The 24,371-nt window shown below is 67.5% G+C and carries 19 protein-coding genes and 1 pseudogene; 9 read left to right on the top strand and 11 right to left on the bottom strand.

What is annotated here, in order from left to right:
- The first annotated feature begins 75 nt into the window (after positions 1-75).
- The 3 genes from ACFZ8E_RS01405 (at position 76) to ACFZ8E_RS01395 (ending at position 4,537) form a co-directional block, all read left to right on the top strand.
- On the top strand, positions 76-1,782 hold the full coding sequence (locus tag ACFZ8E_RS01405) for a sensor histidine kinase (protein ID WP_405041784.1): 1,707 nt from the start codon (positions 76-78) through the stop codon (positions 1,780-1,782).
- A gap of 299 nt (positions 1,783-2,081) precedes the next feature.
- On the top strand, positions 2,082-2,879 hold the full coding sequence (locus ACFZ8E_RS01400; protein ID WP_405041783.1) for an alpha/beta fold hydrolase: 798 nt from the start codon (positions 2,082-2,084) through the stop codon (positions 2,877-2,879).
- Positions 2,876-4,537, top strand: a complete 1,662-nt coding sequence (locus ACFZ8E_RS01395; RefSeq protein WP_405041782.1) for an ATP-binding protein — start codon at positions 2,876-2,878, stop codon at positions 4,535-4,537. The genes ACFZ8E_RS01400 and ACFZ8E_RS01395 overlap by 4 nt, the downstream gene beginning before the upstream one ends.
- Positions 4,538-4,976: 439 nt before the next feature.
- Here the strand turns inward: ACFZ8E_RS01395 and ACFZ8E_RS01390 are convergent, their stop codons facing one another.
- Complete coding sequence (locus ACFZ8E_RS01390) at positions 4,977-5,153, bottom strand: hypothetical protein (protein WP_405041781.1); 177 nt, start codon at positions 5,151-5,153, stop codon at positions 4,977-4,979.
- A gap of 138 nt (positions 5,154-5,291) precedes the next feature.
- Between ACFZ8E_RS01390 and ACFZ8E_RS01385 the strand changes: the two genes are divergently transcribed.
- Together ACFZ8E_RS01385 and ACFZ8E_RS01380 are read left to right on the top strand one after the other, a co-directional pair.
- On the top strand, positions 5,292-5,597 hold the full coding sequence (locus ACFZ8E_RS01385; RefSeq protein ID WP_405041780.1) for a hypothetical protein: 306 nt from the start codon (positions 5,292-5,294) through the stop codon (positions 5,595-5,597).
- 169 nt (positions 5,598-5,766) lie between these two features.
- Positions 5,767-5,985: a hypothetical protein gene (locus ACFZ8E_RS01380; RefSeq protein WP_405041779.1), complete on the top strand. Its 219-nt coding sequence runs from the start codon at positions 5,767-5,769 to the stop codon at positions 5,983-5,985.
- A gap of 17 nt (positions 5,986-6,002) precedes the next feature.
- Here the strand turns inward: ACFZ8E_RS01380 and ACFZ8E_RS01375 are convergent, their stop codons facing one another.
- Both ACFZ8E_RS01375 and ACFZ8E_RS01370 read right to left on the bottom strand, forming a co-directional pair.
- On the bottom strand, positions 6,003-6,734 hold the full coding sequence (locus ACFZ8E_RS01375) for a Crp/Fnr family transcriptional regulator (RefSeq protein WP_405041778.1): 732 nt from the start codon (positions 6,732-6,734) through the stop codon (positions 6,003-6,005).
- 349 nt (positions 6,735-7,083) lie between these two features.
- On the bottom strand, positions 7,084-7,560 hold the full coding sequence (locus ACFZ8E_RS01370) for a MarR family winged helix-turn-helix transcriptional regulator (protein ID WP_405041777.1): 477 nt from the start codon (positions 7,558-7,560) through the stop codon (positions 7,084-7,086).
- 115 nt (positions 7,561-7,675) lie between these two features.
- Here ACFZ8E_RS01370 and ACFZ8E_RS01365 point away from each other — a divergent pair, with 115 nt between their 5' ends.
- The gene (locus ACFZ8E_RS01365; RefSeq protein ID WP_405041776.1) at positions 7,676-8,047 is read left to right on the top strand and encodes an antibiotic biosynthesis monooxygenase family protein; all 372 of its coding nucleotides are present in this window, start codon (positions 7,676-7,678) and stop codon (positions 8,045-8,047) included.
- Positions 8,048-8,281: 234 nt separating this feature from the next.
- Here ACFZ8E_RS01365 and ACFZ8E_RS01360 read toward each other — a convergent pair whose 3' ends face one another.
- The 4 genes from ACFZ8E_RS01360 to ACFZ8E_RS01345 all read right to left on the bottom strand — a co-directional run bounded on the left by ACFZ8E_RS01360 (position 8,282) and on the right by ACFZ8E_RS01345 (position 18,005).
- Positions 8,282-10,654, bottom strand: coding sequence for a PAS domain-containing protein (locus ACFZ8E_RS01360; protein WP_405041775.1), 2,373 nt, complete (start codon positions 10,652-10,654; stop codon positions 8,282-8,284).
- 144 nt (positions 10,655-10,798) lie between these two features.
- Positions 10,799-13,984: a PAS domain S-box protein gene (locus ACFZ8E_RS01355; protein WP_405041774.1), complete on the bottom strand. Its 3,186-nt coding sequence runs from the start codon at positions 13,982-13,984 to the stop codon at positions 10,799-10,801.
- Positions 13,981-14,805, bottom strand: coding sequence for a Crp/Fnr family transcriptional regulator (locus ACFZ8E_RS01350; protein WP_405041773.1), 825 nt, complete (start codon positions 14,803-14,805; stop codon positions 13,981-13,983). The genes ACFZ8E_RS01355 and ACFZ8E_RS01350 overlap by 4 nt, the downstream gene beginning before the upstream one ends.
- A 146-nt stretch (positions 14,806-14,951) precedes the next feature.
- A complete protein-coding gene (locus ACFZ8E_RS01345; protein ID WP_405041772.1) occupies positions 14,952-18,005 on the bottom strand; it encodes a PAS domain S-box protein in 3,054 nt (1,017 codons plus the stop codon).
- A gap of 396 nt (positions 18,006-18,401) precedes the next feature.
- Here ACFZ8E_RS01345 and ACFZ8E_RS01340 point away from each other — a divergent pair.
- The 3 genes and pseudogenes from ACFZ8E_RS01340 to ACFZ8E_RS01330 form a co-directional block, all read left to right on the top strand.
- Positions 18,402-18,725 (top strand): annotated as a pseudogene (locus ACFZ8E_RS01340) (molybdopterin-dependent oxidoreductase); the annotation flags it as partial.
- A gap of 460 nt (positions 18,726-19,185) precedes the next feature.
- Positions 19,186-20,076: a LysR family transcriptional regulator gene (locus ACFZ8E_RS01335; RefSeq protein ID WP_405041771.1), complete on the top strand. Its 891-nt coding sequence runs from the start codon at positions 19,186-19,188 to the stop codon at positions 20,074-20,076.
- Positions 20,073-20,444 (top strand): YidH family protein, encoded by a 372-nt coding sequence (locus tag ACFZ8E_RS01330; protein ID WP_205833318.1) that lies wholly within the window; start codon positions 20,073-20,075, stop codon positions 20,442-20,444. Before ACFZ8E_RS01335 ends, ACFZ8E_RS01330 begins: the two co-directional genes overlap by 4 nt.
- Positions 20,445-20,453: 9 nt before the next feature.
- Here the strand turns inward: ACFZ8E_RS01330 and ACFZ8E_RS01325 are convergent, their stop codons facing one another.
- The 4 genes from ACFZ8E_RS01325 to ACFZ8E_RS01310 all read right to left on the bottom strand — a co-directional run bounded on the left by ACFZ8E_RS01325 (position 20,454) and on the right by ACFZ8E_RS01310 (position 24,347).
- On the bottom strand, positions 20,454-21,533 hold the full coding sequence (locus tag ACFZ8E_RS01325) for a molybdopterin-dependent oxidoreductase (protein ID WP_405041770.1): 1,080 nt from the start codon (positions 21,531-21,533) through the stop codon (positions 20,454-20,456).
- A gap of 67 nt (positions 21,534-21,600) precedes the next feature.
- Complete coding sequence (locus ACFZ8E_RS01320) at positions 21,601-22,584, bottom strand: beta-propeller fold lactonase family protein (protein ID WP_405041769.1); 984 nt, start codon at positions 22,582-22,584, stop codon at positions 21,601-21,603.
- Positions 22,585-22,698: 114 nt separating this feature from the next.
- Positions 22,699-23,037: a c-type cytochrome gene (locus ACFZ8E_RS01315; RefSeq protein ID WP_405041768.1), complete on the bottom strand. Its 339-nt coding sequence runs from the start codon at positions 23,035-23,037 to the stop codon at positions 22,699-22,701.
- An 11-nt stretch (positions 23,038-23,048) separates the two neighbouring features.
- Positions 23,049-24,347, bottom strand: a complete 1,299-nt coding sequence (locus ACFZ8E_RS01310) for a molybdopterin-dependent oxidoreductase (RefSeq protein ID WP_405041767.1) — start codon at positions 24,345-24,347, stop codon at positions 23,049-23,051.
- Positions 24,348-24,371: the final 24 nt, after the last annotated feature.

Here is a 24,371-nt window from a genome sequence, read left to right as displayed (position 1 = left end):
CGGCGATAGTCATGAACCTTCCTCGAACGACCAGCGTTCGCGCGCCCGGCGCCGAGCCATGGTCCGGGCCGCCCGATGTCGCTGACGACCCGTATCCTGTTGTTGGTCCTGCTCGCCCTCGCCCCGGCGCTGGCGATCCAGGGCTATAACGAATTCGCCCTGCGCGCCGCCCGCGACGAGGCCGTGCGGACCGACACGATGGCCACCGCGCGGTCCGTGGCCGACGACCTCGCCCAACTCGCCGAGGGCGTCCGCCAATCCCTCGACCTAGTGGCCCAGGATCCGAGCGTGCGCGGCTTCGACCCCGCCGCCTGCACGGACTACCTGCGCCGCGCGGCCTCGGTGCTCCCCCACGTCAACCTCCTGGCGCTGACGCGCCCGGACGGCGCCGTGGTGTGCAACAGCATCGGATCGCTTCCCGACGCCTACACCAACGCCGCGCGGCCCTACCACCGCCGTGCCATGTCCGAGAACGGCTTCGTCATGGGCAACTACGCCCGGGGCGTCGCCACCGGGAAGGACTCGATCCACTTCGCCGAGCCGATCCATGGAACAGACGGCACGATCAGCGGCGTGGTGGTGGCCTCCGTCGACCTCGCATGGCTGTCCCAGCACCTGCAGCAGGCCCTGCGCATGCCGAGCACCTCGCTGACCGTGGCGGACGAGGACAACGTCATCATCGCACGCCGGCCGGACGGCCTCGAGTGGATCGGCCGGCCCGTCCCCGCCGAGCGGCAGAGCCGGCTCGCATCCCGCGGCGAGGGGGTGCGCATCGACCTCGGCATCGACGGGCGCGAGCGGGTCCTCGCCAATGCCCGGCCGCGGGGCACAGCGGTGCGGGCATGGGTCACCGTCGGGCGCGACCGGGACGTGGCCTTCGCGGACGTCGATGCCGCCGCGCGACGCGGCCTGATCCTGATCGCCGTCAGCGCGGCGCTCGCCGTCGGCGCGGCGCTGGCCGCCGGACGCCTGTTCATTCGCCGCCCGTTCGGGCGGTTGCTGCGGGCGGCCACCGCTTGGCAGACGGGTGATCTGGCCGCCCGCACCGGACTATCCGGTCCGGACGAGTTCGGGCAGCTCGGGGGCAAGCTCGACGCCATGGCCGGAGTTCTCCGGCGCAACGAGACCGAACTGAAGGACGAGGTCGCCCGCGGTCGGGAGATGCAGGAGCGGCAGGTCACGTTGCTGCACGAGTTGAACCACCGGGTGAAGAACACGCTCGCCACGGTCCAGGCTCTGGCCAGGCAATCGACCCGCGGCGGCGAGGCCCCCGGCGAGCGCCTGGAGGCGCGCATCCTGTCGCTCTCGAAGACGCACGACCTGCTGACCCGTGACGAATGGAGCGGCGCGTCCCTGACCGAGGTGTTGGAGAACGAGCTCTCGCCCTATCGCACTGGACCGGACCACATCACCCTCCACGGTCCCGAGGTGTCCTTGCCGCCGCGCCACGTGCTGGCCTTGGGCATGACGGTGCACGAGCTAGCCACCAACGCGGCGAAGTACGGTGCGCTCTCCGCCCCTGGTGGGCGCGTACGAGTCGAGTGGTCGGTCACGACGGGCGAATCCGGAATGCTTCGCCTTCGGCTGGCGTGGCGGGAAAGTGGCGGGCCGCCGGTCGCCGCCCCGAGGCGGGCGGGCTTCGGCACCCGCCTGATCGCCGGCGGCGTTCGGCGGGAACTGGACGGGGAGATCGATCTCGACTTCGAGGCGGGTGGCGTAAGGTGCCGTCTCGACGTGCCGCTGGACCCTGCCGTGAGCGCGATGCTGGTGCCGACGCAGTAGCGCCGGGATCGACGGTGCCCTACGGGTGCTCGCGCGGAACGGCGCTCAGTGCTTCGAGACGCTGCGTGAGACCTCCGCGGTCGGGGAACCCTTTCGTTTGCCAAGTAGGAAAGCGACGTGCCAGGGCGCAGGCGCGTCCTAGACAAATCGCTCTTCTCGGCTTCCAGGTGCCGGATCGACGATACGGTCGATCCGGCACCTGGAAGCGTTGTCTGGTCTCAATCCGTGCAGGCTGCGTCGGCGAGGATATGCGTCCCGCAACGTCACCCGACCGGCGTTACGATGGATTCGGTCAAGCCATGTCGGTTCTCAGACGGAACAATGTCCAGGCCAACGGCCTGGGGCCCGGCGAGCGGGCGATGGTCTTCGCCCACGGCTACGGTTGCGACCAGAACATGTGGCGCTTCGTCGAGCCGGCCTTTCGGGACAGGTTTCGCACCGTCCTGTTCGACCACGTCGGCGCCGGTGGATCGGACCTGTCGGCCTTCGACCCCGCCAAGTACGCCTCCCTCGACGGCTACGCCTCCGACCTGGTCGAGATCGGCCGCGAGCTCGGCATCTCCGACGGCGTGTTCGTCGGTCACTCGGTGAGCGCCATGGTTGGCGTGCTTGCGTCGAAGTCAGCCCCGGAACTCTTTTCGGACCTCGTCCTGGTCGCGCCCTCGCCCTGCTACATCGACGACGGCGACTACGTTGGCGGCTTCAAGCGGGAGGAGCTCGACGAACTGCTGGAGTTCCTCGATAGCAATCCGATGGGTTGGTCGCAGACGATGGCCCCGGTCATCATGGCCAATCCCGACCGTCCGGAGCTCGCCGAAGAGCTCACCAACAGCTTCTGCCGCACCGACCCCGAGATCGCCAAGGCGTTCGCCCGGACGACGTTCCTGTCCGACAGCCGCGACGACCTCGACGGGGTCACGGCGCGCTGCCTGATCCTCCAGTGCCGCGAGGACGTGATCGCACCCCGAGCCGTCGGCGAATACCTTCACCGTCGCCTTCCCGCGAGCGAGCTTGTCGTGATCGAGGCGGAGGGTCACTGCCCGAACCTGAGCGCCCCGGACGCGACGGTCGCCGCCATCGAAGCCTTCCTTCGATGAGTGCACCCGTCGCCCCGCCCGAGGCCGACGACCTGGAGGACCTGTTCGAGAACGCGCCCTGCGGGTACCTCTCGATAGGATCGGGCGGCCGCATCACCCGGGCCAACCGCACGTTCTCGACATGGACGGGCTACGACGCCGAGAGCCTCGTGGGCCGCCGCGTCCTCGACCTGCTGACCGTCCCCGGCAAGATCTTCTACGAGACCCAATTCGCGCCCTTGCTGCGGATGCAGGGCCACTTCGACGAGGTCGCCTTCGACCTGCGCTGCGCCGACGGCGGCGTCCTGCCGGTCCTGGCCAACGCCGTCGCGCGCATGGACGAGCATGGGCAGGTCCGGTTCATCCGGATCACGGTGTTCAACGCCTCGGAACGCCGCCGCTACGAGCGCGAGATCCTGGAGGCCCGCAAGGCCGCCGAGCAGGCGAGCGCCGACTTGCGGGACCTCAACGCCACGCTGGAAGCCCGGGTCACGGAAGGGATTGAGCAGCGTCTCAGGATCGAGGAGGCATTGCGGCAATCGCAGAAGATGGAGGCCGTCGGGCAGCTGACCGGAGGCCTCGCGCACGACTTCAATAACTTGCTCGCCGGCATCTCCGGCAGCCTGGAACTGATGCAGGCCCGAATGAGCCAGGGGCGGCTCACGGAGCTCGACCGCTACATCAACGCCGCCCAGGGTGCGGCCAGGCGCGCCGCCGCCCTGACGCACCGGCTGCTGGCGTTCTCGCGGAGGCAGACCCTCGATCCCAAGCCGACCGACGTGAACCGACTGGTCGGCGGGATGGAGGATCTCGTCCGGCGCACTGTCGGGCCGTCCGTCGCCATCGAGGTGGTCGGGACGGCGGGCCTCTGGTCAGCCCTCGTCGACCCGCCGCAGCTTGAGAACGCCTTGCTGAACCTCTGCATCAACGCGCGCGACGCCATGCCGGATGGCGGTCGGATCACCATCGAGACCGCCAACAAGTGGATGGATGAGCGCGCGGCCGCAGAACGTGATTTGGCACCGGGTCAGTACCTATCGCTCTGCGTCACCGACACCGGCGGCGGCATGCGTCCCGAGGTGATCGAGAAGGCGTTCGAACCGTTCTTCACCACCAAGCCGACAGGACAGGGCACCGGCCTCGGCTTGTCCATGATCCACGGCTTCGTGCGCCAGTCGGGAGGGCAAGTCCGGATCTATTCCGAGATCGACCAGGGCACCACCGTCTGCCTCTACCTGCCGCGCCACCACGGCGATGCAGAGCTCGACGAGACCACAACCGCAGCGCTTGGCTTCCAACGCGCCGAACGGGGGGAGACGGTGCTGGTCGTCGACGACGAGCCGACCGTGCGCATGCTGGTGACCGAGATCCTGGAGGACATGGGCTACGGCGCCATCGAGGCCTCGGATAGCGGCGCCGGACTGAAGGTGCTGATGTCGGACGTGCGCATCGACCTGTTGGTGACGGACGTCGGGCTACCGGGGGGCATGAACGGGCGTCAGATGGCGGACGCCGCCCTCGTACACCGGCCCGACCTCAAGGTCCTGTTCATCACCGGCTACGCCGAGAACGCCGCGGTCGGACACGGGCATCTCGCCCCTGGGATGCGGGTGCTGACCAAGCCGTTCGCGATGGAGGCCCTGGCCACGCGGATACGGGATCTCATACACGCGCCGTGATTGCGCTCAGGCCGGGGATGACGTGACCGGGAGCGGGAACCCCCGTTGCAAGCCGCCTTGGTTCCCCATCGGTTCGAGCGCGGGATTCGCGACTCCGAGGGCAACGGGCATCAGGAAGCGCTTCCCGGTGCCCGTTGCCGGGATCGACGGTTCGTTAAGTATGTGGCGGGTGGTCGAATTCGACGAAGGGCGTTGGACCGGCACCGGCTCCCGTCGTGATCGCACTCGAAGCTTACGGCAGGTCCACGCGCCGGGGTGGGACGGACTCCGCTGCCCAAGTACTGAAAATCTGACGCATGGCATCCGCCCGAACGTCCGCGCTGGGTGGGGAGCGGACCTTGACCCTTCGCCCTGAAGCGGACGTTCTTCCGCTGTCGCAAGCGGATCATCGAACAAGCCGGGTCAAATTCGCATAGGCGCCTGCATGGAGCCGCCGCTCTTAGCCACCGTCGAGCTTCGCCCTGGGCTCAACTTCGCAACGCGCGATCTCTTGGCCGATTTGAAACAATAGCAAGCGCATGAGGGTCATCATCTCAGGTGTGCCATACGCCTGCACGATCTCGTTTGCCTCAAGGCACACCTCGGCCAGTGCGACCATTTCGTCCGTCATCGGCATCGCAGTCGGCTATGTTTCCTCAATCTGGTTGGGTAGGTATGAGCCGCACGGCGTGGAAAGCAATGCGGGATATGCAATTTTCTTACGCTGAGGTTTTGTAAATTTTTTACATATCCCATGTTGTGACTTCGAGGGCCTATGTCTTCCAGCAATCTGACGCCCATCCAGCGCGAGAAGGCGAATGCTTTGCTTGATCGCCTTGCCGCATCACTCGGTTGCTCCCCGGAAGCCTTCTATGGTCAGAACCAACACCAATTGAGTGAGACCCTTGAACTGCTGAACCTGTGGTTCGCGCTGGAAGAGCCCCAGGACCGGGCGAAGGCGATGTCGTTTCTGCGGAACGCGAAAACCAAGGCGCGAGCCCTGGATGAGGTCAGAGCACCGACATCTGGCGAGCCCGTGGCCCTCGCGCACGCGATGCAGAAGCCTGAGAAGGCTCCCTGACGTCCAACACATCAAGAAAAGTTACCCAATCAGCGAGCGACATGTGAGCTGAGACTGATGCTGATATACCACCTCTGATGCAATCACACTAAAAGTGTAAGAATTTTACACTCCGCTTCGGGGGCTATAAGGTTGCGGACGTATCCGGATGCGACTGCTGGAGGTGAGCATGAGCGATCCCGCAGATGTCGCCCGTCTGGCGAAGCTGTCCGCGATGGCCGCCAGCCTCGGTATTCCTGTTGGGAGCTTCTTCGCCGACACCGAGGCGACCGAACGCCTTGCCGGGGCAAGTGAGTGCGCACGGCTCTGGGACCGGATCAAGACCGCAGAGGATCGCCACCGCGCGTTAGCATACTTGCGCGAACTGGCTGATGAGCCCCACCCATGATGCGGTGAATGCTCGGGCTACGGCGCTTCCGGGTCGGCACTCCCTTCGATCAGCCGGGCGTACTCGGTCTCAGCCAAGCCGTAGCCGTCCCCCGCCAAGTCGAGTAGGCGTTCCCGGTCGATGATCTGGACGCGGCCCCGGCCCTTGGCGACGAGGCCGTCCTTCACCAGCGTCCGCATCGCCATCGTCACGCCGGGCCGTTCGACGCCCAGCATCAGCGACATGAACTCCTGCGTGACCGTGATGTCGTCGCCCTCGCCGCGATCGTGGCACATCAGCAGCCAGCGAGCCAGGCGGGTCGGCGTACCGCACCGGGCGTTCGCGAACGCGGTCTGCGCGGTCTGGACGATTTGGGCCTGGATGTAGCGGTGCAGGAGACTGCGCAGGGCGGGGCGTCGCTCCACTTCGGCGCGCAGGTCGGGCACATCGACCGTCAAGACGTGCCCGGCCGCCTGCACGAAGTGGGTGAACGGGCTGCGATCGTCGCCGAGCAGAACTGGAGAGGCACCAACCAGGGCCTCGCGGCCGAGCAAACCGACCTCGACGCGGCCGCTGGGCGCATCGGAGGTGACGGAGACAATGCCCGCCTCCATGAAGTGGACGGTCCTAATCTGCGTGTTGGCTGAGATGAGTACTCGCTGGAGGGGTATCACCTCGGGGCGCAGCGCAGGCGCTAAGGCAGCGAAGTCCTCCGGCGGCAGCGCGCGCAGGAGGCGATTGCGAAGTTCAGTCTGCTTGAGGGGTGCCACGTGTGCCGTTGTGCTGGGGGCAAGAGCACACGCGGTCCCTCAATCGTCAGCGCCCTGAAATGAGCCGACCACGGTGAATATATGGCGATCGATGGAAAGAATGGCAATCGCTTAATGTCGTATATCCTTTATCATCTGGTCCCGATTTGAGACAGAATGTAAATTTATTACTTATTGTGTTTGCTTGTGCATACACGACCACCCGCTAAAAGACCTTGTGATCGTCCGAGAAGGGTGGGGAGCAGACCCTGACCCTTCGCCCTCAAGCGGACGTTCCGCCAGCGATCCCCGAAAGCAGCCGGGCTTGTGGACGATACCCGGGGCGTCGGGGGCGTCAGCCGACCGTGAGCTACGCGCTCCGTTCCTCGGCATCGGCGCCGCTCTCCGCGAGCCTGTTACGCAGCGTTCCGAGAACACGCAGCGCCGTGGCGACATCGTCGGAAGGGATGTCTTTAGCCAAGTCGCCGGCCGCCGGAAACCAAGCCCGAACGGCGGCTTCGTAGGCCTGCCGACCTGCCATGGTCAAAACTACGAGTTGTGCGCGCTTGTGGTGTGGGTTGGTCTCGAAGGCCACCAAGCCGTCCTTGGCGAGTTCGTTGACGATGCGCTGCACGTTCTGCCGGTTCGCGCCGAGGTCCCGGGCCAGCCAAGCCACTGGCTGCGGCCGATCTGCATAGGCGATGGCCCCCATGATCTGCCAGCGCGCGCTGGTGAGCCCGAAGGGCTGGACCAGGCGGTCGCCCCAGATCAGCGTCGCGTTGTTGACCCGGAAGAGCGTGAGAACGAGATCGGTCAGCGCTTCAGCAGAGGGAGAAACTTCGGACATCGCAGAGATCACCGCCCTATTGACATCATGATGCCATTTCGCTGATAATGACACCATGATGCCATGTGGGCATCACGCGGGCAACTCATTGGCCTGCCTGCCCAGGGAGCACCCGATGTCGACATTCATCGAAATGGACAGCACCGTGACCCTCGCCGACCAGTTGGCCGACGAGGAGGCCGGTCCGGTCGTCTTGATCAACACCTTCGTCGTCCCGCCAGAGGACGCGGACGCGCTTCTGGAGGTCTGGAGCCGCGATGCGGCGATCATGAAGCGGCAGCCGGGCTTCATCTCGACACAGCTCCATCGCGGCATCGCGGGAAGCGGTGTCTTTCTGAACTATGCGGTTTGGCAGTCCGTCGCCCATTTCCGGGCCGCCTTCGCCAACCCCGAGTTTCGGGCGAAACTCTCGGAGTATCCAGAGAGCGCGAGGGCGAGCCCCCATCTGTTCCGTAAGGTCGAGGTTCCCGGCATTTGTATCGCCTGACGCCTTATGGGCCCGGATCGGAACACCGCTCTTCGGGAACGCGGATGAAGGCTGATCACTGCGGTTGCTCGATCGAGTGAGGGCTACTTTCTCAGCCCTCACTTCCTTAAGCGGACCAGCGGAAATCCACCACCCTGGACGTGGGTCATCCTCGACTTAGCTGCCGAGAAGCGGACCTTCCACGGGTCTGAGAAGGGTCGAGAGTGGACGGTATCAACTGTTAGATTCCGACCACTAGAGGCCCAAGGCGCTCTTACGCCGACGCCACATCGCGACCTTGCGCAGGATGCGTGATAGCTGCTCCACCGAGTAGGGCTTGTGCAGCAGCTCGAATCCGTAGGTGCCGTTCTTCGCCAGCACGTGGCTGTAGCCGCTCGTCAGCACCACCGGCAGGTCGTGGTAAAGCCGCCTGATCTCATGCCCGAGGTCGATCCCGTCCATGCCCGGCATCACGACGTCGGAGAAGACCACGTCGAACCGGGCCGCGTCCCTGGCCAACTCGGCCAGTGCCTCGTCGGCGTTCGCGGCCCAGACGGTCACGTAGCCGAGTTCGGCCAGCGCCTGGGTCGCGAACCTACCCACGTCGACGTTGTCCTCGACCACGAGCACGCGGGTGCCGTGGCCGTCGACCAGGGGTTCGGGCTCGTCGTCCGGGATGTCCGAGGCGACGGGATCGGGCACGCGCGGGATGTAGAGCGTGAAGGTGGTCCCGTGGCCGGCCTCGCTCTCGACATGGACGTCCCCACCGGACTGCTTGGCGAAGCCGATGACCTGCGAAAGGCCGAGCCCGGTCCCGTGTCCGACACCCTTCGTGGTGAAGAAGGGCTCGAAGATCCGGTCCATATCCGCCTGGGCGATGCCAGCGCCGGTGTCGGTGATCGACACGGCGACGAACGTACCTGGCGCGGCGGGATGCACGCCGACCGCCGGGATGCCGGAAACCTCGGTCATCGCGATCACGAGCCGTCCCTCGCCGGCCATCGCGTCCCGGGCATTGACGACCACGTTGACGATGGCGGTATCGAACTGGCTCGGGTCGGCATCGACGAAGCAGGCATGGGCCGGGACGCGCACGTCGACATCGATGCGCGATCCCGTCAGCGTGCCGACCATGTCGCCGATGGACGACAGGCTGTGCCCGATCTCGAACACCTCCGGTCTGAGCGCCTGCCGGCGGGCGAAGGCCAGCAACTGGCCCGTCAGCTTCGCGGCTCGGTCCACCGTGTCCGAGATAGCGCCGACGTAGCGGAGACGCCGCTCCTCCTGCAGGTCCGGCCGCTTGAGCAGGTCGGTCGACGACTTGATAACGGTGAGGAGGTTGTTGAAATCGTGCGCGACGCCTCCGGTCAACTGACCGATGGCCTCCATCTTCTGGGCTTGGCGCAAGGCGTCCTCGGCGGCCTGTAGCGCATCGGCCTTGGCGCGCTCGTCGGTGAAGTCACGCCCGACGGCGTTGATGGCGTCCTCGTCCGGTCGGGTCGACCACGAGATCCATCGGTATTCCCCGTTCTTGTGTCGGTAGCGGTTGTCGAAACGGGTGAAGGCATGTCCATCGGAGGATGCGGATGCACCCTCCGCCGTATGCTTGAGGTCGTCGGGGTGGATGAACTCGAAGATGTTGCTCCCGACCAAATCCCCCTCGCCCCAGCCCAGGACCTCGGTCCACGCCGGATTGACCGCGATGATGACGCCATCGAACCCACACCGGAGCATGATGTCCGACGAGAGCTGCCAGAGGGCGTTGCGGTCCTTCGTCCTCTCCGCGACCCGACGCTCCAGGGCTTCGTTCATCTCGCGCAGGTGATGTTCGGCCTGCTTGCGGTCGGTCACGTCGAGGACGAAGACGTAGAAACCATCGACGGTCCCGTCATCCGCCCGGCGCGGCAGGTAGCGGATGTCGGCGATCCGCGGGCGCCTGTCACGATGCGGCCAATCCAGTTCGAGCCTGACCGGCTCACCAGCCAGCGCGGCTTCGAAGGCGGCGCGCCGTGCGGCGATGCCGGCCTCGTCCAGAAGGTCGTGGACACTCAGTCCGATCACCTCTTCGGGCGACCTGAAGAACCAATCCTCGTAGGCACGATTGGCGAACCGGTAGACGAGGTCTTGATCGATGAAGGCGATCAGCACCGGAAGCGTGTCGGTGATGAGCAGGAGTTCCCTCTCGCGCGCCCGCAGGGCACGTTCGGACAGGACCCGCTGCGTCGTCTCCGACACGACGCAGAGGAAACCGCCGATATCCTCATCCTCGTCGAACACCGGCGAATACGAGAACGACCACCAGGTCCGCTCCCCGACGCCGTTCCGAGCCGTGATGAGTGGCAGGTCGTCATAGCGACTCGCGGTGCCGGCCAGCGCGAGTTCGACCATCGGCCGGACCTGCTCCCAGGCGTCGGGCCAGAGTTCGGGTAACGAGGCGCCGAGCGCTTGGGAGAGCCTCGGTCCGAGGATCGGGCGGTAGGCGTCGTTGAAGAAGAACGTCAGGTCCGGGCCCCAGGCCAGGAACATGCTTTCGGGCGAAGCCAGGATCAGGTTGACGGTCACCTTCAGGGCGGTGGGCCAGCCCTGTGGAAGGCCCACCGGCGTGCGGGACCATTCATGGGCGCGCATGAGCGCACCCATCTCACCGCCGGCACGCGGAAATGGCTTCGTTCGTGACGTTGGTTCAACGAGCATGCGGCGGGGGTTCGGGGCTCCGGGGAAAGAAGGGCCGCAGCGACAACGACAAGGTCGGCGAGGTGTTGCGGGACGATCTCAAAGCGCATCCTGGAAGTTGCGCAGTGGTGCCTGGACGACACATCGGACGCCGTCCGGCGGGTAGGTCAGCGAAACCTTCCCGTCGACCGCACCGACGAGGCCGCGCTCGATCAGGCGCGTCCCGAACCCCTTTCGCGATGGCGGGACGACGGGCACGCCGCCGCTCTCGCACCACGAGACGGCGAGCGTCCGTCCCGCTTCCTCGCCCGCCAGGGTCCAGACGATGTCGACATGGCCTTCCTCGGTCGAGAGCGCACCGTACTTGGCGGCGTTGGTCGCGAGCTCGTGGACCATCAGCGCGAGGGCGAGCGCGGCCTTGCCGCCGATTTCGACCTCGGGGCCGCGGTAGCGGACCCGGCCGGAACCGTCGTCCTGCAGGCCGACCGCCCCGCGGATGACGTGTTCCATTCCGGCATGCTCCGCGGCCCCTCCAAGCAGAAGGTCATGCGCCCGCCCGAGGGTAATCAGGCGGTCGGCCAGCACCTCCTTGGCGACCTCGATGTCGGTGGCTCCGCGCAACGTGTTCGAGGCGATGGCCTGAACCATCGCCAGGAGGTTCTTCATGCGATGGCTGAGCTCGGCGTTAAGCAGGTCGCGCTGCTCCTCGGCCCGCCTGCGCGCGTCGATGTCGGAGATGGCCGCGACCACCCCGGTGGCGGCCCCAGCCGCGTCACGCACCGGCGTGGCGACGATCTGGGTCCAGATGCGGCTGCCGTCCGGGCGTTCGAACTCGACCTCAAGCTCGGCGCGCTCCAGGTCCTCGCGGATCACGCGCGCGACCGGGAACTCGGTCGGGGCGACCGGGCGACCATCCGCATGACGGGCGACCCATTCGCTGTCGCTCTCGGCGCCGCCAGGCTCGATGGTCGGCCGGCCGATCACCCTCTCCATGAAGGCGTTGCCCCCGACCACGCGGCCGGAGGGCGCCTCGGCGAACAGGATGCCCACCGGCACGGTCGCCAGGATCGAGCGCTGGCTCGCCTCGCTCGCCCTGAGCGCGTCCTCGATGCGCTTGCGCGCGGTGATGTCGTTGAACAGCACGGCGACCTGATGGGAGCCGGGCCCGCCGAAGGGATAGGCGTAGACCTCGAACCAGCGGTCCCCGAGGGCATTCGCCACGTGCTCGAACCGCTCAGGTGCGCCGCCGCGGGCGATGCGGTCGTAGATCTCGAACCAATGCTCCTCGTGGCCGTCGGCCAGGCTGCGCATCCATTGGCCAAGAACGCCCTTAAGGCCTGACTGCCGCTCGAAGGCCGGGTTCACCTCCACGAAGCGATAATCCAGCGGCCGCTCGGTCGCGTCGAGCTTGACCTCGATCACGCAGAAGCCCGCGTCGATGCTGTCGTACAGGTCGCGGTAGCGCGTCTCGCTGGCGAGCAGGGCCTCCTCGGCCTTCCGGTTCGCGCTGACGTCCCGGGATACGGCCAGGAGCTTGGCGACCGCACCGTCGCCGTCACGGAGCGGCGTCAACTGCACGTCCCACCACTTCCGGGTGCCCTTCATCGTGCAGGCCGGCCCGGTGAAGCGCCCGACGCCACCCGACACGGCTGCGTCTACGGCCGCCCGGGCATCGGCCTTGTCTGCCTGATCCCAGAACCCGGTCCAGTCCATCCCGGCGATGCCGGCGAAGTCGTCGATCTCCATGACGCGCCGACCGCCCTCGTTCATGGACTCGATGCGGCCGTCGAGATCGAGCACCTTGATGCAGTCGGCCGAGGAATCGAGCACGCTGCGCAGGAAGCCCTCGCTTGCCTGCAGCCTAGCGGCGGCTTCGCGCTGCTCGGTGCGGTCGCGCAGGATCTTGAGGAAGCCGACGGCGGCGCCGGTCTCGTCGCGCAGCGCCATCATCTCGCCGTTGGCCCAGAAGCGGCTTCCGTCCTTGCGCAGGTGCCAGCGCTCGTCGACGCCGCGACCATGGTCGAGGGCGCCCTGCATCTCCTTGCCGGCGATGCCGTTCGCCCGGTCCTCCGGCGTGAAGAACACGTCGGCCGGCCGCTGAACCATTTCCGCCGGCGACCAGCCGAGGATGCGGGTGGCGCCCTCGTTCCAGTCGTCGACGCGCCCGTCGAGGCCCATCACGATGATCGCGTAGTCGATGGCGCTGTTGAACACCGTCTTGTAGCGCTTGTCAGCGTCCTTCGCGCGGCTCCGGGCCTCGGCCTCACCGACCTTGTAGAGACCGGCGGCGACGGTGCCGGCGAACAGGCCGACGACCTCCACGTCGCGCTGCGAGAAGGCGCCGGCCCGACTGGATTGGACCTTGAGGACGCCGATGCCCTCTCCGTCCCGCGTGATCGGAACGACCACGCACGACCGCAACGCGAGTCGCTCGACCAGGTCGCGCTTCACGTCGGGGTCGTCGAGCACGTCCGACACCGCCCGTGCCCGTCCGGACAGAAGGCACGCACCCGCCAAGCTGCCGTGGAGCGGTAGGCGAAGGCCGGCATGGCGGAGCAGGTTTCCGGCCGCGTGCCGGTAAACGAGTTCGTCGCCCTCCAGCATCTCGACGACGCCGCCCTCGGCCTGGGGCAGGGCCCGCAGGACGCCGCCGACGACCGCGTCGAGGACGTCATGGTGCCGGCCACCCGAACCCACGACGGCGGCCTGGGCGGCGAGCAGGGCCTCGTGCTGGGCCACGGTCGGACGCTGGATGGCGATCATGTCGCCGCGTTCGGCCAGCGACCGCCGGAGCTCCACTTGGGCCATGACCTGACGGGCCAGGGCCCGGAGGGACTCCGCTTGGTCCGTGGTCAGGCCATCGGGTCGCGGCTCGACGTCGATGACGCACAGGGAGCCGAGGCACCCGCCGATCGCCGCATCCAGCGGCGCGCCAGCGTAGAAGCGCAGGAACGGGTCGCCTGTGACCAGCGGGTTATCCCTGGTGCGATGGTCCTCCCGCAGGTCGGGAATGACGAGGAGGTCAGGCTGCCCGAGGACATGCGCGCACACCGACTTGTCGAGCGTGGTCTCGCACGGCTCGAACCCGACGCGGGCCTTGAACCACTGCCGGTCGCCGGCCACCAGGCTGACCAGGGCCACAGGCGTCGCGCAGGCTTTCCGAGCCAGCTGGACGATGTCGTCAAACTCCTTCTCGGGAGGGGTATCGAGGATGCCGTAGGCGTCGAGCGCCGCAAGTCTCGACGGTCGGGAAACCTCGAACGGGGTGGCCGTCGGGGCGGTCATCGACCAGCCTCCCGGAATTCCGGAAGGATTGCATCGGGCCGGGGCGGCGGTTCCGTTCCGGGCTCCGTCGCCTCGACGGCGACGATCTCGCCGTCGGGCGCGTGGATCGCCCCGAGGACGGTGCGGAAGTGCCCGCGCACCCGGGCGTGGCAATCGCAGCAGGCGGCTTCCGTCCGTGCCCGGTCGAGCATGTGGATGCGGCCGCGTCCGACGTGGATCAGGCCCTGGTCCTGGAGCTTGGTCAGCACCGTGGTGACGTAGGTGCGCCCGATGCCGAGCATACCGGCGAGCACGACCTGGGTGACCGGCAAGGCGTCGGTGCCGACCCGGTCCTGGAGGCCTAGGAGCCATCGCAGCACCCTTTGCTCGATGGGGTGGGCGGCGTTGCAGGCGACCGATTGCAGGACCTGCGCAAGGAGGCAGTCGGCGTAGCGCACGAACAGGTCGTTCAGGGTCGGGGAGGCGCGCTTGGCCTCGCGCAAGCGGCCCGCGTCCATGCGCAGGACCGCACCCTCGACCTGGACCACGCATTGGGTGAAGGCGGGCAGGTAGCCGTGGCTGACCACGCCGCCGACCGCCCCCTCGTGCCCGACCGTGGCCGTCTCGGCGGTCCGGCCACCGCTCAGCGGCACCACCAGGGTGGCGACGGTCCGGTCGAGGGGGAAGGTGACGTGCGAGACGTCCTCGCCGACGCGGAACAGCAGGTCTCCCCGGTCATGTTCCTGCCGGGCGAGATGCGGCGCGAGAAGTGCCACGTCACGCGGCGCGAGCGCGGCGAGCAGCAAGTTGCCCTCGAACGGGTGAACGGCATCGCTGGTCATGCGTGGAAGATCCGGCCGACGGCTCATCGTCGACTGGGTTACGCATGTCATGCAATGCCTACGCCCACAATCCGACAATTGCCGTTCGAGATGACATCCGTACCTACACGCCGACGGGACACGGCCGATGCCTCGATTATCCTCCCTCACGCCGCCGTGGTCAGGTCCTTGATGCGCGAGGCGAGCGTCTCCAGCACGAACGGTTTGGTCAGGACCTGCATGCCGGGGCTCAGGTAGCCGTTCCCGAGCACCGCATTCTCGGCGTAGCCGGTGATGAACAGCACCTTCAGGTCGGGCCGGCTCTCGCGGCCGGCATCCGCCATCTGGCGCCCGTTCATGCCGCCGGGCAGGCCCACGTCCGTCACCAGCAGGTCGATGCGCACGTCGGACTGAAGCACCTTCAGGCCGGCGACGCTGTCTGCGGCCTCGATGGCGGTGTAGCCGAGATCCTCAAGCACCTCGGTCACGAGCATGCGGACCGAGGGCTCGTCGTCGACGATCAGCACGGTCTCACCCTGTCCGGCACGCCCGACCTCGGCGAGCTTGCGGCTAACCTCGTCCTCGTCGGCATCGCCGTAGTGGCGCGGCAGGTACAGGCACACCGTGGTGCCTTCCCCGATCTCTGAATAGAGCCTGACCTGACCTCCGGACTGGCGGGCGAAGCCGTAGACCATCGACAGGCCGAGGCCGGTGCCTTCGCCCAAGGGCTTCGTGGTGAAGAAGGGCTCGAAGACCTTGTTCATCAGCTCCGCCGACATGCCGGTGCCGGTGTCCGAGACGCAGACGCCGAGATATTGGCCGGGCGGCAAATCGTGCTGTCGGGCACCGGCCTCGTCGATCCACCTGTTGGCGGTCTCGATGGTGATGCGGCCGCCATCCGGCATGGCATCGCGCGCGTTGATGCACAGGTTCAGCAACGCGTTCTCAAGCTGGCCCGGATCGATCAGAGCCGGCCAGATGCCGGCGAGGCCGACCACCTCCAGATGGATGGCAGGCCCCACCGTGCGTCGGATGAGCTCCTCCATGTCCGTGATCAGGCGGTTCACGTTGGTTGGCTTCGGGTCGAGGGTCTGGCGCCGGGAGAAGGCAAGGAGCCGGTGGGTCAGCGCCGCGGCGCGCTTGGCCGCACCCTGGGCCACGCTCATGTAGCGGTCGAGGTCGCCCATCCGCCCTTGCGACATCCGGGTCTGCATCAGTTCGAGCGAGCCGGAGATGCCCGCGAGCAAATTGTTGAAGTCATGCGCCAGGCCGCCGGTCAGTTGGCCGACGGCCTCCATCTTCTGGGACTGGCGCAGCGCCTCCTCGGTCCTGGCGAGGGCCTCGGCCTGGGCCTTGATCTCGGTGACGTCGCGCACGGAGGCGTAGATCTGGCCGTCGCGCGGCACCGCGTTCCAGGAAAGCCAGCGGTAGCTACCGTCCCTGTGCCGGTAGCGGTTCTCGAAGGTAAGCTGAGCCTCGCCGCGTGAGAGCCCCCCCGCGGCCGCGACGGTTGCCGCGACGTCGTCGGGATGCACGAAGTCCAGGAACGGGTGGGCCTTGAGCTCGGCCTCCGACCAGCCCAGCCTCGCCGGCCATGCCGGGTTGAGGCTGACGAAGTAGCCGTCGAGGCTGGCGATGCAGAGCAGGTCCGACGACGCCTGCCAGATCTGGTCCCGCTCGGCCGTGCGGTCGGCGACCTGGCGCGCGAGCTCGACTTCCGTGCGCTTGCGGTCGGTGACGTCGTGCACGAACACGTGGAAGCCGTCGACGCCGCCGTCCGTAGACCTGCGGGGCAGGTAGCGGATCTCGGCGACCCGGGGCCGGCCGTCGCGGTGCGGCCAGTCGAGTTCGAAGGTGACGGCCTCGCCTGCAAGCGCCCGGTCCATGAAGGGCTTTCGCGCGGCGTAGCCCTCGGGACCGAGCAGGTCGCGGACATCCCGGCCGACGACCTCCTGGGACGGGAGGAAGAACCAAGAGTCATAGGCCCTGTTGGCGAAGCGGTAGACGTGGTCCGCGCCGATGAACGAGATCAGGACCGGGAGCGCGTCGGTGATGAGGCGGAGCTCTCGCTCGCCGGCCTCCGCCCGCCGCTCGACCCGCCGACGCTCGGTGATGTCCGAGAAGAAGATCGCGACGCGATGCGCGGCCGGATCACCCGTCCGCAGGGCACGCACGTCGAACCAGCGCCCGAACACCTCGGCGTAGTGCTCGAAATGGGCGGGCTCGCCAGTCAGGGCGACGTGCCCGTAGGTATCGAACCAGTGCCGCTCCAGGTTCGGGGCGAACTCGCTAACCCACCTGCCGGTGACGTCCGCCCCGGTCTGGCGCACGAAGGCGGGGTTGGCCTCGACGATGCGGTAGTCGACGGCGACCGAGCCCTCGAACCGCATCTCCACGATGCAGAAGCCGACCTCGATGCTCTCGAACAGGCTGCGGTAGCGCTCCTCGCTGCTGGCGAGGCGGTTCTCGGCCAGCCTGCGGTCGTGGATGTCCTCGACGATGCCGTACCACTGGACGACCTCACCCTTTTCGTCCCGGCGCGGGTAGGCGCGCGCCCGCATCCAGCGATGCTCGCCGACCGCGGCGACGTGGATGCGGTACTCGACGTCGACGGGCTCGCCGCTGGCGAGGCTGGCCCCGAACGCCGCCACGGTATGCGGGACGTCGTCCGGGTGGATCGCCTTGGCCCAGCCGGCGCCGAGCGGCTCGCCCGGGGCCTGTCCGGTGAGTTCGAGCCAGCGGTTCGAGTACGAGGTGATGTTGCCTTGCGGGTCCGCGGTCCACGGCACTTGCGGGTTCAGCTCGACGGTATGGCGGTAGTGGTCCTCGCTCTCGCGAAGGCGGATCGCGTTCTGGCGCAGGTCCTCTCCGGCCCGGTGCTCGGCGGTGCGGTCGCGCAACACCTTCACGAAGCCCAGATCCTCGCTCCCGTGGCCCCGCAGCGGCATCATCTCGCCCGAGGCCCAGAAGCGTGAGCCGTCCTTGCGCAGGTGCCAGCGCTCGTCGTCGGCGCGACCATGTTCCAGCGACAGGAGCATCTCCGTGCCGGCGCGGCCGATGGCGATGTCCTCGGGCGTGAAGATGCGCTCCAGCCTGCGCCCGCACATCTCCTCGGCCGACCAGCCGAGGATGCGTTCGGCCCCGACGTTCCAGTCGGTGACGAGCCCCTCCCGGTCGGTCAGGATGATGGCGAGAGAGGTCGTGCTATCGAGCACGGCCATCTTGCGTCGATCCACCCCGGGGTCGTTCGCACGGTCGCGCAGGCGGACGACCTCGGCCTCAAGCTCTTCGCGCGTGAGTCGGCTCGGATCGAAGGGGGCGTCGCGCGTGTCTGCATCGGGTTGGTTATTCGGGTCGGGACATCCGGGACACATCGCCAGGGCCGTCCCCGAGGTTCCGGACGACGTTGGCGAAACGAGGCTTTCACGACTCCGAAGATGGTGGAAACAGGGCGGCGCTTTCCGATAACCGCGCTGAAATCGAGATCCGGCGGGTCCTAGGACACCGACCGCGGACCGGAGGACGCGAGGCCCACGACGTCCGAGAAGGGCGCTGGATGGTCCAGGAAATCGCACGCAAGTCGGAACTTGGCCCTCTGCGCCGGCCCTCCGTCCGGCAACCCGGCCATGACCAAGCAGTCGGGCGGCGGGGAAAGCAGGAAGGTCACCGCGGCCGGTGGCGGATCACCGGTCCGGTACTACGAGAGCATCGACCTCGTCGACGCGTTCCATCCGCAGACCATCCTCGCCTACGAGATGAATGGTAAGGAACTGCCGGTGGCCAACGGCGCTACCTTGCGCCTGCGCGTGGAGCGCAACCTCGGCTACAATCAGGCCAAGTACGTGATGCGCATCGCGGTGGTCGAGAGCCTTGCCGGGATCGGCCAGGGCAAGGGCGGCTGCTGGGAGAACCAGGGGTACGCCTGGTACGCGGGCATCTGATCGGACTAGCGGGGGATACGGAAAATCATTGTCTCGACAGCAGCTGTCGGGTTCCAAGGGGCCATTCAAGTGGTTGCGCCCTTTGGTGCGCCGATGGCGCAGAGCAGTCGGCCGTTCGCTCGTATGGGGCGTCCGCTTTTCCAGTTTCGCCACCCGAAACCGGACTAGCCGGAAACCACCCCAAGCGGCTATTCCGCCTCCGACCCAACCCGGCCGCTGGGAAGAACGTTTGCGTTTCTCAAAAGCGGTCGTTCGTCGGCCACCCCGCAAGCGCGGCTCGGGGGGAACCGGACCCCAACATACTGCCCGCAAGCCGACCCAAATTGCGACGGTCCGATAGGGTTTGAGGAACGGAACCGTCAAGCTGGAACGTAGCAGTTCTGATAGGGCAGTCTCACAGACCCGAGCATACCAGCGCGTGATAGGCTCGCCGCCTTCTTCTAGACCGCCGAGCCCGTCGATGACCCTGGATCAGCTGCGCATTTTCGTGGCGGTGGCCGAGCGCCAGCATATCACCCGCGCGGCCGAAGCGCTCAACATTGTCCAGTCTGCGGTCAGCGCCGCGATCTCGGGGCTGGAGGCCCGGCACGCGGTCAAACTGTTCCACCGGGTAGGGCGTGGCATTGAGCTGACCGAGGCCGGTCGCATCTTCCTCGGCGAGGCTCGGGCGGTGCTCGCTCGCGCGGAAACTGCCGAGCTGGTGTTGGCCGATCTCAGCGGGCTGCGGCGAGGGACGTTGCGCGTCCATGCCAGCCAGACCATCGCCAGCCATTGGCTGCCCCGCCACCTCGTCGCGTTCCGCGCCGCCTACCCCGAGGTCGCGATCCGTCTCGCGATAGGCAACACGGCCGACGTCGCGCGGGTCGTCGCCGAGGGGGCGGCCGAACTCGGCTTCGTCGAGGGCGAGGTCGATGCCCCGGCCTTGGCGAGCGTCGCGGTCGCTCTGGATCGCCTCGTCCTCGTCGTCCCGCCCGGCCACCCGCTCGCTTCCGCCGACGCGCTGACGGCCGCTGATCTTACGGCGCACGCGTTCGTGTTGCGCGAGGCTGGGTCCGGCACGCGCTCCGCCTTCGAAGCGGCGCTCGCGGCGCAGGGGCTGGCACCGGACGTCCTGACGGTGTCTTTGGAGTTGCCCTCGAACGAGGCCGTGCTTGCCGCAGTAAAGGCCGGGGCGGGGGCAAGCGTCCTGTCGGAGGCCGTCGTTGCGGGCGAGCTCGCCGAAGGCTCGCTGGTCGCGGCGCGGTTCTCACTGCCCACCCGAACCTTTCGGATGTTACGCCACAAGGAGCGCTATCGCAGCCGGGCCGCCGACGCCCTGCTCGACCTGATCAAGCAAGCCGACGCCGGATGAGCGAGCCTTCGAAACCCGTGCCGGCCGACGACCCGCGGGTCAAGCTCGCCGAGGACCGGACGGTGCTGGCAGCCGAGCGCACCTTCGTCGCGTGGCTGCGCACCGGGCTCGCCTTCCTCGGCGTGGGCCTGGCCGCACAGCGCTTCCTGCGCGAGGTGCTGGCTCTGTGGCCGCTGAAGGTGCTGTCGCTGACGCTGATCGCCTGCGCGCTCGCATCCTTCGCCGCCGCCGCTTGGCGCGACCGGGCGATCCGGGCACGCCTCGCCCACGCGGAGGTGCCGATGATGCCGCGCATGCTAACCGTCGGGATCGCAACCCTGCTGATCGCGATCTCAGGCCTCGCTGCCACCGCCCTGCTCTGGGCTTGAGCCGCTGCCTCAGGCGGCGGTGATGTGCACGCGGTGCCACGCGGCGCTGAGATAGCCCTTGTAGTTCCAGGTGTCGTCGGGGGCGGCAGGCTGGGTCTGCCCGGCCTCGTCCCAGGCGCGCACCGCCAGCTCATGCTCGCCCGCCGGCAGATCGAGGTCGATCGACCAGAACGTCCAGGCGAACGGCGCACGCGCGTCGTGCTCCAGCGCGGCCTGCGCCCATGTCCGGCCGCCGTCACCCGAGACGTCGACCCGGACTACGGCGCGATCCCCGCATACGGCGTAGCCGCTGACGATGTTCGATCCGGCTTTCAAACGCGCACCCCGAGCCGGCTCGCAGATCACCGCGTTGAGCGGCATGGTGTTGATGGTGTGCCCCGCGTTCGGGTCGGCCGTCTCCGCGGTCACATCGGGTGGGAAAAGCTTGTAGTCGCCGGCCTGGATCGGGTTGTCGGACGGCCGGTCCTGCACGGTGACGCGCTTCAGCCATTTCGGGCTGCGCACCCCGGCAAATCCCGGCACGACGGCGCGCAGCGGGAAGCCGTGCTCGGGCAGGAGCGGCGCGCCGTTCATCGCGTAGGCGAGCAGGGTCTCCGGTGCGAGCGCCTTGGCGAGTGGGATCGAGGCCCCGTAGGGATGCCCCTCGACCGTATCGTGGCTCTCGAAGGCGACGTGCAGGTCTGCACCGGCGTCGATCCCGGCCTCGCGCAGCACATCACCCAACCGGACCCCGGTCCAGTCGGCGGTACCGATCGCGCCGCCGTCCCACGGATCGCCGGAGACCGGCGCCACCGCCCGCATGTCCGCACGGCGGTTGCCCGCGCACTGCATCGTGGCGGTCACGGTGACTTGGGGAAAGCGCGAGCGCAATCCGTGCAGCGACAGTTCCAGCGCGGTCTGGATCGTCCCATCGACGCTGAGGCGGTAACCGTCCGCGTCGATCTCGGGCAGGTCGCCGTGCGAGCGCACGTAGAAGTCGTCGGCCGCGGTGCGGTAAGCCGCGCGCAGTCGAGCGAGCGGCGGCTCGGCGTTGTAAGGGGCATCCCCGTGGACGATCAGGCGCGCCTTGCGCTCGGCCAAGCTCGACATGCGGGTCTCCCGGTTCAGGTGCGTTTGTCCAACGCGTCGGGACCGATCCGATCCCGACGCGCTCCGCTCACGGCCTCATGGTCGCGGTGATGGCATTGCTCGCCCGATCGATCACCGCGACGCTGAGATCCCGGTTGAGCGCGTAGGCCTTGGTGTTGTCGGACGAGAACACGATCGCCTGCCTCGGCTCGTTCAGGCCGGTGACGGTCGCCACGACCTTGCGGGTGGCGGTGTCGATCACCGACAGCGTGTTGTCCTTGAGGTTGCCCGAATAGACGAACTTGCCGTCCGGCGTCAGCGCCGCGCCGTAGGGGTCCTGGCCCACCGGCACCTCGGCGACCACCTTCCCCGCGGTCAGATCGACCACGCCGACGGTGTTGCGTCCGCTATTGGCGGCGAACAGCGTCTTGCCGTCCTTGGTGATCGAGATAGCCCGCAGCTTGTCGAAGCCAGTGATCTCACCGGTGATCTTGTGGCTCGCCGTATCGACGAGGGAGATCTTGTCGCCGAGGAAGTTGGTCACGAACAGCGTCTTGCCGTCGGGCGCGAGCCGCACCCCCTGCCGTGGCTGGCTGAAGCCCGTCACCACGGCCTGTGCCAGCCCGGTCCGAGTGTCGAACACGCTCACCGTGCTCGCCGCTTCGTTGTTGACGTAGAGCTTGGCCCCGTCGCCGGACAGCACCGTTCCGAACGCGCCGGGCCCGGCCGCGATCATCGCGGCTTCCTTCCCGGTTGCGGTCTCATAGGCGGTGATGCGGCCGGTGCCGCTGTCTGAGACGTAGAAGCGTGCGCCGTCCGGGGCGAACGCGATGTTGCGCGGGGTGACGAAGCCGTCGAGCGTGCGCACGAGCTTGCCCGCGGTCACGTCGTAGACCAGGACCCGGCTCTCCTCACTGTTGGAGACGGCGGCCGTGCGCCCGTCGGGGCTCAGCGCGAGGGAGTTGTTCTTGATCGCGCCGTCGAAACCAGCGGCAAGCCCTGGGGCGACCGTAGCGAGGAGCAGTGCGCTGCAGGCCATGAGCGAGCGCAGGCCGGAACGGATCGATGTCATGGAATGGTCTCTCGGATATGGAGGCGGCGCACGCGGGGCCGCGGCGCGTAGGTCGATGATCTCCGACCGGCCGATCCCTCGAAGCGGGGACGCGGATTGGCCGGTCGTGAACCGTCAGGGCTGTGGCTTCAGCGCAGCGAGGTAGTCGACGATGGCCTGCACGTCGGCTTGGTCGACCGGCGCCTTGTAGACGTGGACCATCTTGTTCACGGTCTCGGTCCACTGCGCCTTCGTGAGCTTGGGCTGGGTCAGCACCATCCCGGCCGAGTGGCAGGCGAGGCAGTTGTTATTGACCACCTCCGCCCCCGGCCCGTCCGGAAAGATCCGGTCGGAGGTCGGCATCTCGATGGATTGCGAGGTAAAGCGCATCGGCTCGGGTGCAGGCGCCGCGAGCGCTATCGGGGGAGACAGGACGAGCACGGCGATGAGGGCCGCAGAACGGATCGCGATCATGGCTGTTCTCCTCAAGCGACCTGGAAGGACACGGCCTCGATGCCGTTCTGCATGAAGCCGTTGGCGTTCCAGACCCGGTCCATGGGCTGCGCGACGCCGTCGGTGTTGGTGCAGCGGACCCTGACCGTGTGGGTCCCGGCGGCCAACGCCGGCAGGCTGCCGTCGAAGCGGCGGAAGCTGTAGGGGCCCTCGTCCGCGCCGAGCTGTGCCGGGAACCACGTCGCGCCGCCGTCGCCTGAGAACTCGACCGCCTTCACCCCGCAATCGCCGCCGAAGGCGATGCCGCGCAACGCCACCGGCGTTCCAGCCGCCACCTTGGCGCCATCCTGCAGGTTGGTGACGAACGAGCGCGGTACCATCTTGTTGATCGGCACCGTCTTGAAGCCGGTTTGGCCGGGCTTGATGTTGGCGCCCGGGACGTCCGGGATGCGGTAGGCGGTCTTCATCCAGTACTGGTCGTCGGGCTTATCCAGCACCTCGATGTCGGACAGCATCTTGACCCAGTAGGTCGAGTACCAGCCCGGCACCACGAGCCGCAGCGGGAAGCCGTTGAGCAGCGGCAGCTGCTCACCGTTCATCGCGTAGGCGATCATCACCTCACCATTGTCGGCATGATTGAGATCGAGCGACTTCTTGAAGTCGGGCGCATCCTCCACCACCGGCTCGTCGAGACCGCTGAAGCGCACCTGCACGGCACCGGCCCTCACCCCGGCTCGGTCGAGCACGTCCTTCAGGCGCACGCCGGTCCAGCGCGCGTTGCCCATCGAGCCGTTGGCCCATTGCGCCCCGGGCACTCTCGGCTCGAACAGCCCGCGGGAGTTGCCCGAGCATTGGTTGACCGCCGCGATCTCTAAGCGTGGCAACCGAGCGATCTCGTCGAGCGACAACGACAGTTCCTTGTCGACGTGTCCGTGCACCTTCAGTCGGAAGGCATTCGCGTCGACTTCGGTGGGGATCGAGGCCCAATGCCAGCGTACGTAGAAGCGGTCATTGGGGGTGAACACGCCCTGGTCGAACACCTCGAACGGCGTTTCCAGGAGCGGTGGCCGAGTACGTTGCAGGATCATGGACCCCTTGCCGGGGAACGCGGTCGTGAGATCGCGCGTGTCGGGGCCGCCGGGAAGCGGGAGCTTGATCGAGCCAGCTGCCCAGGCAGGTGCGGCAGCGGCGAGACCGCCGATGCCGAGACCGGCGAGCACAGCACGGCGAGGGATGGCAGCATGGTTCAACGGCGTTCCTCCACGTTCGGGTGGGGCCTCCCGGGGCCCGTCTTTTCGATGAGGAGAAGATATCTCCCCCTGGATGAGCATTCTAATAGAAAGATCCGCTCGTTT

It is taken from the genome of Methylobacterium sp. HMF5984 (assembly GCF_045033435.1).
Lineage (GTDB): Bacteria > Pseudomonadota > Alphaproteobacteria > Rhizobiales > Beijerinckiaceae > Methylobacterium.
Note: the sequence above shows the minus strand (reverse complement) of the source record. Positions and strands in the feature narration are given on the sequence as shown.